We start from the raw sequence: 14,279 nt of genomic DNA on the forward strand, positions 1-14,279 counted from the left end.
AGGGGCAGAACGTCGCCCGCCCCGAGGACCTTCGGCCCTGCGCCGTCGATGCGGGCCGGGCGAATGTAAAGGCGTGTTCAACGTCCGGTTCCACGGCCGAGGTGGCCAAGGTGTCGTGACGGCGGCGGAGATGCTCTCCGCCGCCGCTTTCGACATGGGCCTGCACGGTCAAGCGTTCCCGACCTTCGGGTCCGAGCGCACCGGCGCCCCCGTCGTGTCCTTCTGCCGCATCCACGACCAGCCGATCGGGTTCCACGAACCGATCGCCGTCCCGGATGCCCTGGTGATCCAGGACCCGACCCTGCTCCACGTGCTCGCGGTGCTGGAGGGCGCCAGCCCGGCGACGTTCCTGCTGGTGAACACGTCTCGTTCCTTCTCCGAGATCGGCCTGGAGGGGTACGTCGACTGGCTCGCCCCCGGCCGGGCAGCGACCCTGCCGGCGACCGAGATGGCACGGGACCTGCTGGGCCGGCCGATGCCCAACACCGCGCTCCTCGGCGCCTTCGCCGCGCTCACACGCGTGGTGACGATCGAGGCGGTCACGACCGCGATCCGGCAGCGGTTCGACGGGGTGCTGACCCCGCCCATCATCGAGGCGAACGTCCAGGTCGCCACCCGAGCCTTCGAGGTGATCTGCCATGTTTGAGCAGCTGGAGGGGTCCAAGGCGGTCGCCAAGGCGGTGGCGCGCTGCCGGCCCGACGTGATCGCGGCGTACCCCATCTCGCCCCAGACCCACATCGTCGAGGCGCTGTCCGACTTCGTCCGCAACGGCGAGCTCGAGGGCTGCGAGTACCTCATGGTCGAGTCGGAGTTCGGCGCGATGTCGGCCTGCATCGGCGCGTCCGCCGTCGGAGCCCGCACCTACACCGCCACCGCCAGCCAGGGCCTGCTGTTCATGGTCGAGGCATTGTTCAACGCCTCGGGGCTCGGCCTGCCGATCGTGATGACGGTGGCCAACCGTGCCATCGGCGCCCCCATCAACATCTGGAACGACCACTCCGACTCGATGTCGCAGCGCGACGCCGGGTGGATCCAGCTGTTCGCGGCCTCCAACCAGGAGGCGGTGGACCTCCACGTGCAGGCCTTCGTCCTGGCGGAGCGGCTCTCGCTGCCCGTCATGGTCTGCATGGACGGGTTCGTGCTCACCCACGCCGTCGAGGACGTCGACCTCCCCGAGCAGGAACAGGTCGACGCGTTCCTGCCGCCGTTCGTGCCGCGCCAGGTCCTCGACCCGGCCGACCCGATCACCATCGGGTCCATGGTCGGACCCGAGGCCTTCACCGAGGTCCGCTACCTCATGCACGACCAGCAGCTCGCCGCCCTCGAGCAGCTGCCCAAGATCGCCGCCGACTTCGAGGCCACCTTCGGCCGGAGCAGCGGCGGCCTGGTGCGTCCCTACCGCACCGAGGACGCCGATGTCGTCGTCGTCACGCTCGGCTCGGTCCTCGGCGGGGTGAACGAGGTCGTCGACGCACTGCGTGAAGACGGCGTCGCCGCCGGCTCGCTCGGCATCTCCTGCTTCCGCCCCTGGCCCGCCGCAGCCGTCCGCGAGGCCCTCGGGTCCGCCCGCAAGGTCGTCGTCGTCGAGCGCGCCTTCGCGCCCGGCGCCGGCAGCATCGTCGCCCAGGACGTGCGCCTCGCGCTCCGCTCCGGTGACGGCGGCGCGCCGACGGTGTACGCCGTGGTGGCCGGTCTCGGCGGCCGCCCGGTCACCCGCGCCTCGCTGCGCCGGCTCCTGGACGACGTCCTCGCCGAGCGGATGGACCACCACCAGCTGCACTTCCTCGACCTCGACCACGACCTGCTCGAGCGGGCCGGCACACCTTGGAGGGGGACCAGATGACAGGCCCCGTGACGGACCTCAAGCTCTACCAGGTCGGCACGTTCGCGGCCGGCAACCGGCTCCTCGACCTCGAGGAGCGCTCGGTGCAGGCCCACCCCGACCGGGCGAACTCCATCACCTCGGGCCACCGCGCCTGCCAGGGCTGCGGTGAGGCGCTCGGGGCGCGCTACGTCCTCGACGCCGCCATGCGTTCGGCCGGGGGCGACGTGGTCGTCGCCAACGCCACCGGCTGCCTGGAGGTCTTCTCGACGCCGTACCCCGAGTCGTCCTGGCAGATCGCCTGGCTGCACTCCCTGTTCGGCAACGCCCCGGCGGTGGCGTCGGGGATGGCCGCAGGTCTCAAGGCCCTCGGCAAGGAGACCCGGGTCGTCGGCCAGGGCGGCGACGGCGGGACGGTCGACATCGGGTTCGGCTGCCTCTCGGGGATGTTCGAGCGCAACGACGACGTGCTGTACGTCTGCTACGACAACCAGGGCTACATGAACACCGGCGTCCAGCGCTCCGGTGCCACTCCGGCGGCCGCCCGCACCGCGAACACCGGCACCGGCGGGGCCGAGCCGGGCAACTCGTTCGGGCAGGGCAAGTCGGCGCCGCTGATCGCCATGGCGCACGAGATCCCGTACGTCGCGACCGCCACCGTGGCCGACCTGCGCGACCTCGAGCGCAAGGTCGAGAAGGCCATGTCGATCCGCGGCGCCCGCTACCTCCACGTGCTGGTCCCCTGCCCGCTCGGATGGGCCGCCAAGGCCAGCGACACCATCAAGCTCGCGCGCCTGGCCGCCCAGTCCGGGATCTTCCCGGTCTTCGAGGCGGAGTACGGCGAGGTCACCTCCGTGACGCCGATCCGCCGGCCCGTCCAGGTCGACGAGTACCTCCGGCTCCAGGGCCGCTACGCCCACCTGTTCGGCAAGCACGCCCGGCCGGACCTGGTGGCCCGGCTGCAGGCCGGTGCGGACCGCAACATCCGCCGCTTCGGTCTCCTGGACACCGAGACCGAGCCCGGAACCGGGAGCGACTGACATGGACCACCCGTTCGCGATCACCCTCGACGTCGGCACCAGCCGAGCCAACAAGACCGGCTCGTGGCGCACCGAGCGGCCCGTCTACGTGCACAACCAGCCCCCGTGCAACCAGGGCTGCCCGGCCAGCGAGGACGTCCGCACCTGGCTCTACGAGGCCGAGGAGGGTGGGCCGGCGTACGAGCGTGCCTGGCGCAAGATCATGGAGGTCAACCCGTTCCCCGCGGTGATGGGCCGGGTCTGCTACCACCCCTGCGAGACGGGCTGCAACCGCGGCCAGGTCGACGAGGCCGTCGGCATCAACTCCGTCGAGCGCTTCCTGGGCGACGAGGCCCTCCGCTGCGGCTGGAAGGTCACCGTTGACCATCCCTCGAGCGGGTTGCGGGTGCTGGTCGTCGGCGCGGGCCCCTCGGGCCTGTCCGCGGCCTACCAGCTCGCGCGCCTCGGGCACGCCGTCACGATCCTCGAGTCGGCACCGAAGCCCGGCGGGATGATGCGCTACGGCATCCCGGAGTACCGGCTCCCCCGGGAGGTGCTCGACGCCGAGATCCAGCGGATCCTCGACCTCGGCGTGCACCTCGAGGTCGGTGCGACCGTCACGGACCTGGACGCGACCATGCGCGAGGGCCGCTTCGACGCGGCGTTCCTCGCCGTCGGTGCCCAGCTCGGGCGCCGCGCCTACCTGCCGGCCGGCGCCGCGTCCCACGTGGTCGACGCCGTGACCCTGCTCCACCAGCTCGGCGAGGGCGAGCGGCCGCTGCTCGGCCGCCGGGTCGCGGTGTACGGCGGCGGCAACACCGCCGTGGACGCCGCCCGCACCGCCATGCGCCTCGGCGCGGCCGACTCGCTGGTCGTCTACCGACGCACCCGCGACAAGATGCCGGCCCACGACGCCGAGGTCCGCGAGGCTGAGGAGGAGGGCGTGCGGTTCACCTGGCTCTCCTCGATCACCCAGGTCGAGCAGGGCTCGCTCACCATCGAGCACATGGAGCTCGACGAGACCGGATTCCCCCAGCCCACCGGCGTGACCGAGGAGCTGCCCGCCGACTCGCTCGTGCTCGCCCTCGGCCAGGACACCGACCTCCGGTTCCTCGACGGCGTCGCCGGCATCGAGGTCGACCACGGCGTGGTGACGGTCGACGAGCACATGATGACCGGCCGGCCAGGTGTGTTCGCCGGCGGCGACATGGTCCCCGACCAGCGCTCCGCCACCGTCGGCATCGGCCACGGCCGCCGCGCGGCCCTCGGCGTGGACGCCTGGCTGCGTGGCCGGCCCGTCCCGGGCGCAGAGCCGAAGGCGGACGCGGAGTTCGACGCGCTCAACACCTGGTACTTCGCCGACGCTCCTCGCGCCCACCGGCCGCTCCTCGAGGCGGTCCGCCGCTCCTCGACGTTCGACGAGGTCGTGCAGTCCCTGGACGCCGACAGCGCGCTCTACGAGGCGCGGCGCTGCATGTCATGCGGCAACTGCTTCTCGTGCGACAACTGCTTCGGGGTCTGCCCCGACAACGCCATCACGAAGACCGGTGACCCGGACGCGCCGTACGCCATCGACCTCGACTACTGCAAGGGCTGCGGACTGTGTGCCGCCGAGTGCCCGGCCGGGGCGATCGGGATGGTGCCGGAGGAGATCTGACCGCGGAGCCCCGCGGCTCAGCGGCGGACTCGGGCAGGCACAGGAGCGAGCTCGCAGTCGACCGTGGTCTCGGCCTCGCAGCTGTCCTCCCCTTGCCGGCCGTTCGCCGAGTCCACACCGGCGCCTCCGATCAGGAGGTCGTTGCCGAACGGAGATCCCGCGAGCTGATCGTCGCCGGCAACCCCCGGCAGGTCTCCCCCGCCGCGACCGCCGGTGGCACGAGAGCAGCGGGCACGCCAAGGCCACCGAGACCCAACGCACCCATGATCAGCCAGTTCACCCTCCGAGACCCGGCCTCAGCGTACGGCGACCCGGCGTCGTCAGGCCTCGACGGCGGGCCCGCCGTCGCGCAGCCAGTGCCGGTAGCGGGCCGGGTCGCGACGCTCGAGAGCATCGAGCATCAGACCGCGCAGCACCACCAGCTGCTGCGCCCGGCGCGGGTCTCGGGCGGCTCGGAGGGCGTCGCTGGAGAGGTACCAGGCGGCGCAGAGCTGTTCTCCGGTGAGCCGGTCGACCAGCATCCGCTGGACCTCGACGTCGGCGGCCGGGTCGAGGCGGATCGGTTCGACGTGTTCGCGCGGTGCGCGTGGGCGTGACTGCCAAGGGAGCTGCACGACTCCACCTCCGTTCTCCTTCCAGACTGCGCGCTGAGGAGGGAACAGAGGAGGGTCCATGGTCCCCGTGGACAGGGACCTGCGACCGGCGCACGCCGTACGACGCCCAAGACAGCGGCCGGAGACCACGGCCGGAGGCAGCAGCCGAGGACAGGGAGTGGCCCGCGGGCAGCGACGACCGCGGGCCGCCTCCCTGTCGACGTAGCGCTCCCCGGGTTCCGTCACCCGGGGGTGGATCACGCCGGCGTCTCGGGTCACCGACTCGATCCAGGACGACTGTAGGCAGAGATCGGCCTCGTGCGAAGCGGGTTGCGCGAATCTGGAGGAAAGGTCAGGACCGGCCGGGTGCCCTCAGTCGTACGCCGGGAGCGTGAACTCGAAGACGGAGCCCTGGCCGACCGGGTTCGGGCGCACCCGGATCGTGCCGTCGTGGCGGGTGATGATCCGCCGCACGATCGACAGGCCCAGCCCGCTGCCCTCGTAGCCGCGGTAGTGCGCCCGGTGGAACTCCTCGAACACCCGCTCGCGCTCCTCCGCCGGGATCCCGATGCCGTTGTCCGCGACGTGCACGGTGACCAGCCGGACGTCGCTGCGGCACCCGCGCACGACGATCTCCGGCTCGACCCCGGGTGCGACGTACTTGAGCGCGTTGCCGAGCAGGTTGTCGAGCACCTGGCGCACCAGCACGGGGTCGGCGAGGACCGGCGGCAGGGACTCGACCCGCACCTGGTGCTCGGCGTGCCGCCCCGCGGCCACCTCCGCGACCAGCGCGCCGATGTCGACGCGGGTCACCTCGAGGTCTCGCTGGCCGCTCGTGGCGTGGGCGAGCAGGTCGCGGATGAGGTCGTGCATCCGGCGCGAGGACGAGCCGACCCGGCCGACGAACTCGCGTGCCAGGTCCGGGGAGAGCGTGCCGTCCTCGAGCTCGTCGGAGAGCATCTCGGTCCAGCCGTCGATGGCCGCCAGCGGGTTGCGCAGGTCGTGCGCGACGACTCCCGCAAAGGCCGCCAGCTCCGCACGCCGAGCGTGCTCGGCGGAGATGTCGCGGAACAGCACCAGGGCGCGGGCACGATCGCGCACCTCGTCTCGGGGCAGCGGGATCGCCGAGACCGAGACGATGCGCTCGGTGCCGTCGGGACGGGTCACGAGCATCTCGGCGTCGTGGACGGCCTCGCCGCGCAGGGCCCGGCTGGAGGGGCGCTCGGCGTGCGGGGTCGCCGAGCCGTCGGCCCAGCGCGCGGAGCTGGCCACCAGGGCGCCCCACTCCAGAGCCTCGGGCCGCAGCCCGAAGATCTCGGCGGCCGCGGCGTTGTGCACGAGCAGCTCACCCGAGGTGTCCATCACGAACAGGCCCTCGGTCATCGAGTGGATCACGGCCTCGCGGACGCTGGCCTGGTAGACCGCCTCCTCCTGGGTCCGACGGAGCTCCGCCGCGAGCGCCTGCCGCTCGTCGCGTCCCGTGGAGAGCGCGAGCCCCGTGACGACGATCGTCGCCACGTAGAACTCCGCGAGCAGCGAGCCCACGTCGGAGCGCTCCACCGCCGCGAACGGTCCGATGCCAGTCATCGTGAACGTCTGGGTGGCGACGCCGACGACGATCGAGTGCGCGGCGCTGACGAGGGTCGAGAACCGCAGCCCGAACCACACGGTCGCGGCCAGCAGCGGGAACACCAGCGGCAGGTCGTCGAACGCGAAGGCGAGACCGTACATCGCGATCGTGAAGACGGCCGCCGCGACGAGCTCCACCACGGTGGCGTCCGCCAGCAGCGGCGGCCGCGGACGCGGACGCGTGCGCCAGTGGCCGACCAGGATGCCCAGCGTGACGACGATCAGGCAGCTGACCAGGTTGCGCCCGAAGAACAGCACGCCGCCCATCGGGTCCGGCTCGGTCGTGACGGCCGCCGCGGCGAAGTTGCCGACCAGGGCACCCGCGCCACACGCCAGAGCGAGCGCACCGCCGTACCTCGGCAGCATCCGGGGGCGATCCAGGGTGCGGTCCCCACCGCATCCCCACAGGTCCGGGCACCACCGGCGCAGGAGCCACACCGCGAACAGGGTCTGCCCGACGTTCGTCGCCGTGAACACCGCATTGACCTCGAGGCTGGAGCCCAAGATCGCGTTCGCGGTGGCGGCCGCCGCGACCAGCAACGCGGTGTCGAGGCTGAGCCCCCGTGCGCCGCGGACCATGAACCACAGCGCGGCGATGCCGCCCGCCGGCCACACGGTCGCGAACCCGGGGCTGTCGAGCGCGGGCTCACGTGCGATCAGCGCGAGCAGCACCCAGCACCCGGCGAGCCCGAAGGCCACGCCAGGGCGCGCGTGCGCATACGTCTTCGTCCGGTCGCCCGGCATCCCACCCCCACTAGGCCCCCACCTGTGTGTGAGGTGCAGGCTAGCGGTCCCGCGGCCCGAGCGTGCGGAGGCGTGCGAACGCGTACGGAGGCGTGTCGGGGTGGTTCAGTCCTCGTCGGTCGCGAGATCCTCGTTGTGGGTGCCGGGGCGCGGTGCCCAGGGCAGCTCCTTCGCAGGACGTACGACGATCAGCCGGTCACCGCGCGCCAGCTGGGTGACCACCGGGTCGAAGTAGCGGTAGACCTTCTCGTCGCGCACGACCGCGATCACCTGGTCGGGCAGCGTCTGCGGCTGCTTGCCGACCTCGCTGACCATCAGGTCCCGCTCGGCCACCTCGAGGCCCTCGCCGTACGTCAGCAGGTCCTCCATCACCGACCCCAGGGTGGGTGAGAGCGAGGAGAGCCCGAGCAGCCGGCCGACCGCGTCGGAAGAGGTGATCACCGAGTTGGCGCCCGACTGCCGCATCAGCGCGACGTTCTCCTGCTCGCGGACGGCCGCGACGATCCACACGTCAGGGTTGAGCTGTCGGACGGTGAGCGTGGCGAGCACGTTGGAGTCGTCGCGGTTGGTGGTGATGATGACCTGGCTGGCCTCCCCCACCCCGGCCCGGCGCAGCACGTCCTGCCGGGTGGCGTCGCCCGTGACGACCGCCAGCCCGTCCGCGTGGGCCTCCTGGAGGGCGCCTGCACCCGGGTCGACCACGACGATCGACTCACGGTCCTGGCCGTTGTTGACCAGCGTGTCGACCGCCGCCCGGCCCTTGGTGCCGTAGCCGACGACGACGACGTGGGATGTCATGTGCTTCCTCCAGCGGGCGATGCGGAACAGCTCGCGGCCCTGGGAGGCGAGCACCTCCAGGGTGGTACCGATCAACAGGACCAGGAACGCGATGCGGAGCGGGGTGACGAGGAACGCGTTGATCATCCGCGCGTGCGGGGCGACCGGCGCGATGTCGCCGTACCCGGTCGTGCTGAGCGTGACTGTCGTGTAGTAGATCGAGTCGACCAGGCTGACGCGCCCGGTCGGGTCGTTGGCGTCGCGGTAGTTGCCGCGGTCCAGGTAGACCAGCAGCACGGTGCCGACCAGGATCGCGATCGCGAGCAGCAGCCTGCGACCGAGCTCCCACCACGGCGAGCGCACCTGGTCGGGCAGCGAGAGCTTCCCCCGCGCCCGGTCCACCGTGATGTCGCTGGAGTCCTCTGCCACGGGGGTGAATCTAGTCGCTCTCGGTGCGAGCGCTGAGGCGGCGTAGCCGTTGCACGAGCTCGAGCCTCGCCTTGGTCGTGGCGTTCTGCGGGAACACCGTGTCGAAGGCCGCGTTGACGGCCGCCCCGACCAGCACCGCGATCGACACGAGGTAGAGCCAGAGCAGCACCGCGATCGGCGCGGCCAGGGGCCCGTAGATCGAGTGCGAGTCGGACGCCGTCGCGGTGAGGAACCACCGCAGCAGGAAGGACCCGACGACCCAGCAGAACAGCGAGAACGTCGCGCCCGGGAGGTTGAAGGTCCAGTTCGTCCGCACCGGGACCGACACGTGGTAGAGCGTCGCGAGGAAGCAGATGCACACCACGATCACCGTTGGCCAGTAGAACCCCATGAGGATGTCCAGCCGCTCGGGCAGCCAGTCGTGGACCAGCCCCGGGCCGGCGACCACCAACGGCACCGAGACCACCCCGGTCACCATGGCGAGCACGTAGAGGAGGAACGACAGCGCCCGGGTCTTCACGATCCCCCGCTGACCACCCAGGCCGTGCATGATCGTGATGGTGTCGACGAAGACGTTGAGCGCCCGGGAGCCCGACCACAGCGCGAGCACGAACCCCACCGAGATCACGTCGAAGCGCCCCGGCTTGAGCACGTCGCGGATCGTGGGCTCGATGATCGAGTGCACCGCGCGGTCGGTCAGCGCCCGCTGGGACAGGTCGATGATCGCGACGCGGACGTCCTCCACCTGGGCGGCGCTGAACTGGTCGGACACGAAGCCGATGGCTCCGGCCAGGGCGAAGATCAACGGCGGCACGGAGAGCACGGCGAAGAACGCCGCCTCGGCCGCGAGGCCGGTCACCCGGTGGCGCAGGCACGAGGCGACGGTCGTGACGACCAGCCGCCAGACCACCTCGCGCACCTGGCGGGCGCGCAGCACGATCGGCGAGGCGCGGGGCGCCTGGTCGCGGTGCTCCGCACCCTCCGCCCCGGACATGGAACTACCGTAGGGCCATGCGTTCCGACATCCGGGCAGCCACCAACCAGGCACCGCCGCTGGTGGGTCACAACGTGGTCACCGCCGACCTCGCTCTGGTCGAGGCGGTCACCCGTCACGCCAGCCCCGAGGTGGTCGGCGACCTCGCGCCGATCGGCGCCGAGGCCGGCACCGCCGAGGCCCGCGAGCACGGACTGCTCGCCAACGAGTTCCATCCCCGGCTCAAGTCGTACGACCGGCACGGCAACCGCATCGACGAGGTCGAGTTCCACCCCTCCTGGCACTGGCTGATGGAGCGGGCGGTCGGGCACGGGCTCGCCGCCCGGCCCTGGGAGCTGCAGGAGGCGGGCTCGCCGTACGCCCATGTCCGGCGCGCCGCCGGCTTCATGGCCTGGTCGCAGACAGAGCCCGGGCACGGTTGCCCGATCTCGATGACGTACGCCGCAGTGCCCGCGCTGCGGACCGACGACGCGATCGCCAAGGAGTGGACGCCGCTGCTAGCGTCCACGTCCTACGACCCCGGCGTGCGGCTCGCCTCCGGCAAGCGGGGTGCCCTGGCCGGCATGGGGATGACCGAGAAGCAGGGCGGCTCCGACGTCCGCACCAACGTGACGCAGGCGCGTCCGACCTCGGTCGACGGGGAGTACACGCTCCACGGCCACAAGTGGTTCACGTCCGCCCCGATGAACGACGTCTTCCTCGTGCTCGCCCAGGCCGAGGGCGGCCTCACCTGCTTCGTGGTCCCGCGCGTCCTCCCCGACGGCACCCGCAACCAGCTCGACGTCGTGCGGCTCAAGGACAAGCTCGGCAACCGGTCCAACGCCTCCTCCGAGCTCGAGTTCGACGGCACGGTCGCGCACCGGCTCGGCGACGAGGGCCGCGGGGTCCGCACGATCATCGAGATGGTCGCCGCGACCCGGCTCGACTGCGTGCTCGGCTCGACCTCGCTGATGCGACGGGCGGTCAACGAGGCCACCTGGCACGCCGCTCACCGCTCGGCCTTCGGCTCCCGGCTGGCCGACAAGCCGCTGATGCAGAACGTCCTGGCCGACCTCGCCGTCGAGACGGAGGCCGCGACCGCGCTCGCGATCCGCCTGGCCGCGGCCGTCGACGGTGTCGCCGACCCGCACGAGGCGGCGTTCCGGCGGATCGCGCTGCCGCTGGCGAAGTTCTGGGTGTGCAAGCGCACGCCGTTCCTGGTCGCCGAGGCGCTCGAGTGCCTCGGCGGCAACGGGTACGTCGAGGAGTCCGGCCTGCCGCTGCTCTACCGCGAGGCACCGCTGAACTCCGTGTGGGAGGGCTCGGGCAACGTCAACGCCCTCGACGTGCTGCGGGCCCTGACGCGGGAGCCGGAGGTGCTCGACGCCTGGATCACCGAGGTCGGCCGTGCCCGCGGGGGCGACCACCGCCTCGACCGTGCCGTCGAGGACACCCTCGCCCTGCTCGGCACGCTGATGGGCGAGCCCGGCGCGATGGAGGTCAACGCCCGGCGGCTGGCGGCCCGGATGGCGACCTGCCTGCAGGGCGCGCTGCTGGTGCGCTTCGCACCGCCCGAGGTCGCTGACCTCTTCTGCGGATCGCGCTTCGGGACGTCGTACGACGGCGTCTTCGGCACCCTCGAGGGCGGTGATCTGCGCGCGATGGTCGCTCGGGCGACGCCGGTGATCCAGGAGGTCTAGACCCCCCGGACGTGACGGCGGACCTGCCCCTAGCGTGCGGTCACCGACCGGACGACAAGGGGTCTCTCGATGAACAAGCCATCTCGCGCCCGGGTGACCGGCGTCGCCGTCGCCGTCGTGGCGCTCACCGCGTCCACCGCCGTCGGCTATGCGACCGGCACCGAGCGCAAGTCCGGCAAGGTCACCGCCTGCGTGAGCGTCGCGACCGGCGCGATGCGACTCGAGCGTCCCTCGTCACCCTGCGTCACCGAGGGTCCCCGATCCGTGCGTGAGCACCGGATCTCCTGGAAGAAGAGCGGTGCCCGCGGCCCGGCCGGCCTGGACGGCTCGACGATCCTCAGCGGCGACGGCGCACCGGCCGAGGACATCGGGATGCCCGGGGACTTCTACCTCGACCTGAGCGCCAGCCGGATCTACGGACCCAAGACCACCGCCTGGCCCGCAGAGGGCGTCAGCCTCCGTGGCGCCGCGGGGGCCGATGGGGCGACCGGGCCCGCGGGGCCCGCCGGCCCGGCGGGCGCTGCCGGCGCAGTCGGTCCTGCCGGTCCGGCCGGCGCTGCCGGCCCGGCCGGAGCGGCCGGAGCGGTCGGACCCGCCGGCGCGGTCGGTGCGGTCGGCCCGGCCGGCGCGGACGGGACCGACGGTGCCGGGACCACCGCGATGGCCTCCAGCAGCGACGGGCTCGTCACGCTCACCACGCCGCCCGGCGGTGGCACCGGCGCCGGGGTCGCCGTACCGATCTCGGGCACGGGGTCCGTCGGCAGCATCGACATGTCTAACCCGCTCAGCTCGAGCTCCCCCACCGGGCCGGCCGCCGTCGCGCAGGTGATCCCTGCGAACATGACGCTCTCGTCGTTCTCCGCGCGGGGGGTGCTGCTGACCACCGTCGGGTTCTTCGGGACCGGGTCAGGCCTCTCGATCACCGCCCAGCTCTACACCGCACCCGGGTCGGGCGCGACCCCGTTCGCGCCCGTCGCCGGCGCGACCTGCTCGCTCGCCCCGGCGTACAACACGATCGCCGTGGCGGGGACCGTCGGCACGTGCCGGGTGACCGGCCTCAGCTCCGCCCTCACGGCCGGCGACCTCGCGGTGGTGGTCTTCAGCGCCACTTCGACGACGAGCGTCGTGCCGCCGGCAACCACCGTCACCGCCCTGGGCGAGCTGCTGAGCGCAGGCCTCACGCTGTCCTGACGCGGCGGGCGCCCGCCACCACGGCCTACGCCAGGTCGAGGCCGGGGTAGAGCGGGTGCTTGTCGAGCATCTCTGCCGAGGCCGCGCGGACCCGGTCGGCCACGCCATCGGCGAGGGCGTACGACGCCTTCGACACACCACCGTCCTTGGTCGTGCCCGGTTGGGTGTTCTTCAGGACCTCGACCATCAGCTCGGCGACCCGGTCGAACTCGTCGTGGCCGAAGCCACGCGTGGTCAGGGCCGGGGTGCCGAGGCGGATGCCGGAGGTGTACCACGCGCCGTTGGGGTCCTGCGGGATCGAGTTGCGGTTGGTGACCACGCCCGCGTCGAGGAGCGCCGACTCGGCCTGACGACCGGTGAGCCCGAAGCCCGACACGTCGAGCAGCACGATGTGGTTGTCGGTGCCGCCGGTGACCAGGCGGGCACCCCGGGAGAGGAACCCCTCGGCCAGCGACTTGGCGTTGTCGGCGATGTTCTGGGCGTAGGTCCGGAACTCCGGCTGCCGCGCCTCGGCCAGCGCGACGGCCTTGGCCGCCATCACGTGCGAGAGCGGGCCACCGAGCACCATCGGGCAGCCGCGGTCGACCTCGGCGGCGTAGTCCTCCTGGGCCAGCACCAGGCCGCCGCGGGGTCCGCGGAGGGACTTGTGGGTGGTCGTGGTCGTCACGTGGGCGTGCGGGATCGGGTCCTCGTCGCCGGTGAAGACCTTGCCGGCGACCAGCCCGGCGAAGTGGGCCATGTCGACCATCAGCGTCGCGCCGACCTCGTCGGCGATCTCGCGCATCTTCGCGAAGTTCACCCGGCGCGGGTAGGCGGAGTAGCCGGCGACGAGCACCAGCGGCTTGAACTCCTTGGCCTTGGCCCGCACCGCGTCGTAGTCGAGCAGCCCGGTCTCGGGGTCGGTGCCGTACTGCTGCTGGTGGAACATCTTGCCGCTGATGTTCGGCCGGAACCCGTGCGTCAGGTGGCCACCCGCGTCCAGGGACATGCCCAGCAGTCGCTGGTTGCCCAGCTCGCCGCGCAGAGTCTCCCAGTCCGCCTCGGTCAGCTCGTTCACGTTCTTGGCGCCGAGGCGCTGCAGCGCAGGGCCCTCGATCCGGTGGGCGAGGATCGCCCAGAACGCCACCAGGTTGGCGTCGATGCCCGAGTGTGGCTGGGCGTAGGCGTAAGGCGCGCCGAACAGCTCGCGCGCGTGCTCGGCTGCGAGCGCCTCGACCGTGTCGACGTTCTGGCAGCCGGCGTAGAAGCGGTGCCCGACCGTGCCTTCGGCGTACTTGTCGCTGAACCAGGTGCCCATCGTCAGCAGCACGGCCGGCGACGCGTAGTTCTCGCTGGCGATCAGCTTGAGCGATCCGCGCTGGTCGGTCAGCTCCTGCCGGGTCGCCTCCGCGATCCGGGGCTCGACGGCGCCGATCACCTCGAGGGCCTGCTGGTACGCGCTGCTGGTGAGGGAGCTGAGGCGAGCATCGGAGGTCATGCTTCTAGCCTAGTATTCCGGGCTCCTCGGCCGCCGAGTCGTCCGCGCGCTCGGTGTGACCTGGGCCTCAGGCGTCGACCTCGACGCGGTGGACAGGCGTTGCGATCGTCTCACCTTTCGGACAGGCGGTCCGCATCATGAGATTTCGCCTTGTGGGATGGGCGTCCGGCCCGTGAGACTGCTTGACATGATCTCCGCTGCGACGCACGCGTACCTCGTGGTTCGACGCCACGTGGACCTCGGGCGTACGCGGAGCTCCATGTGTTG

11 protein-coding genes are annotated in these 14,279 nt (G+C 72.0%); 6 read left to right on the forward strand and 5 right to left on the reverse strand.

Features of this window, described 5'->3' with window-relative positions:
• Positions 1-73 precede the first annotated feature (73 nt).
• The 4 genes from AC3ANS_RS12335 to AC3ANS_RS12350 are packed head-to-tail and all read left to right on the forward strand — an operon-like array spanning position 74 to position 4,499.
• Positions 74-646 (forward strand): 2-oxoacid:acceptor oxidoreductase family protein, encoded by a 573-nt coding sequence (locus AC3ANS_RS12335; RefSeq protein ID WP_488291882.1) that lies wholly within the window; start codon positions 74-76, stop codon positions 644-646.
• Complete coding sequence (locus AC3ANS_RS12340) at positions 639-1,844, forward strand: transketolase C-terminal domain-containing protein (protein WP_488291883.1); 1,206 nt, start codon at positions 639-641, stop codon at positions 1,842-1,844. The genes AC3ANS_RS12335 and AC3ANS_RS12340 overlap by 8 nt, the downstream gene beginning before the upstream one ends.
• The gene (locus tag AC3ANS_RS12345) at positions 1,841-2,863 is read left to right on the forward strand and encodes a thiamine pyrophosphate-dependent enzyme (protein WP_488291884.1); all 1,023 of its coding nucleotides are present in this window, start codon (positions 1,841-1,843) and stop codon (positions 2,861-2,863) included. The genes AC3ANS_RS12340 and AC3ANS_RS12345 overlap by 4 nt, the downstream gene beginning before the upstream one ends.
• A gap of 1 nt (position 2,864) precedes the next feature.
• Positions 2,865-4,499: an NAD(P)-binding protein gene (locus tag AC3ANS_RS12350; protein WP_488291885.1), complete on the forward strand. Its 1,635-nt coding sequence runs from the start codon at positions 2,865-2,867 to the stop codon at positions 4,497-4,499.
• Between the two features lie 320 nt (positions 4,500-4,819).
• Here the strand turns inward: AC3ANS_RS12350 and AC3ANS_RS12355 are convergent, their stop codons facing one another.
• The 4 genes from AC3ANS_RS12355 to AC3ANS_RS12370 all read right to left on the reverse strand — a co-directional run bounded on the left by AC3ANS_RS12355 (position 4,820) and on the right by AC3ANS_RS12370 (position 9,665).
• Positions 4,820-5,113, reverse strand: coding sequence for a hypothetical protein (locus AC3ANS_RS12355; protein WP_488291886.1), 294 nt, complete (start codon positions 5,111-5,113; stop codon positions 4,820-4,822).
• Positions 5,114-5,464: 351 nt separating this feature from the next.
• The gene (locus tag AC3ANS_RS12360) at positions 5,465-7,465 is read right to left on the reverse strand and encodes an ATP-binding protein (RefSeq protein WP_488291887.1); all 2,001 of its coding nucleotides are present in this window, start codon (positions 7,463-7,465) and stop codon (positions 5,465-5,467) included.
• Positions 7,466-7,570: 105 nt separating this feature from the next.
• Positions 7,571-8,671 carry a potassium channel family protein gene (locus AC3ANS_RS12365; RefSeq protein ID WP_488291888.1) on the reverse strand — a complete coding sequence of 367 codons (1,101 nt, stop codon included), beginning with the start codon at positions 8,669-8,671 and terminating at the stop codon, positions 7,571-7,573.
• A 10-nt stretch (positions 8,672-8,681) separates the two neighbouring features.
• A complete protein-coding gene (locus AC3ANS_RS12370; RefSeq protein WP_488291889.1) occupies positions 8,682-9,665 on the reverse strand; it encodes a YihY/virulence factor BrkB family protein in 984 nt (327 codons plus the stop codon).
• Positions 9,666-9,682: 17 nt separating this feature from the next.
• On the opposite strand from AC3ANS_RS12370, the gene AC3ANS_RS12375 reads away from it, so the two are divergent.
• A complete protein-coding gene (locus AC3ANS_RS12375) occupies positions 9,683-11,344 on the forward strand; it encodes an acyl-CoA dehydrogenase family protein (RefSeq protein WP_488291890.1) in 1,662 nt (553 codons plus the stop codon).
• A gap of 69 nt (positions 11,345-11,413) precedes the next feature.
• Positions 11,414-12,535 (forward strand): hypothetical protein, encoded by a 1,122-nt coding sequence (locus AC3ANS_RS12380; protein ID WP_488291891.1) that lies wholly within the window; start codon positions 11,414-11,416, stop codon positions 12,533-12,535.
• Positions 12,536-12,560: 25 nt separating this feature from the next.
• On the opposite strand, the gene AC3ANS_RS12385 is transcribed toward AC3ANS_RS12380, so the two are convergent.
• On the reverse strand, positions 12,561-14,012 hold the full coding sequence (locus AC3ANS_RS12385; protein WP_488291892.1) for a glycine hydroxymethyltransferase: 1,452 nt from the start codon (positions 14,010-14,012) through the stop codon (positions 12,561-12,563).
• Between the last annotated feature and the right edge of the window lie 267 nt (positions 14,013-14,279).

The organism is Nocardia sp. 149-1B (assembly GCF_057747975.1).

Coding starts and splice junctions, on each gene's coding strand:
- AC3ANS_RS12375 (WP_488291890.1), top strand. CDS start 9,683: ATGCGTTCCGACATCCGGGCAGCCACCAACCAGGCACCGCCGCTGGTG.
- AC3ANS_RS12350 (WP_488291885.1), top strand. CDS start 2,865: ATGGACCACCCGTTCGCGATCACCCTCGACGTCGGCACCAGCCGAGCC.
- AC3ANS_RS12340 (WP_488291883.1), top strand. CDS start 639: ATGTTTGAGCAGCTGGAGGGGTCCAAGGCGGTCGCCAAGGCGGTGGCG.
- AC3ANS_RS12380 (WP_488291891.1), top strand. CDS start 11,414: ATGAACAAGCCATCTCGCGCCCGGGTGACCGGCGTCGCCGTCGCCGTC.
- AC3ANS_RS12345 (WP_488291884.1), top strand. CDS start 1,841: ATGACAGGCCCCGTGACGGACCTCAAGCTCTACCAGGTCGGCACGTTC.
- AC3ANS_RS12385 (WP_488291892.1), bottom strand. CDS start 14,012: ATGACCTCCGATGCTCGCCTCAGCTCCCTCACCAGCAGCGCGTACCAG.
- AC3ANS_RS12360 (WP_488291887.1), bottom strand. CDS start 7,465: ATGCCGGGCGACCGGACGAAGACGTATGCGCACGCGCGCCCTGGCGTG.
- AC3ANS_RS12370 (WP_488291889.1), bottom strand. CDS start 9,665: ATGTCCGGGGCGGAGGGTGCGGAGCACCGCGACCAGGCGCCCCGCGCC.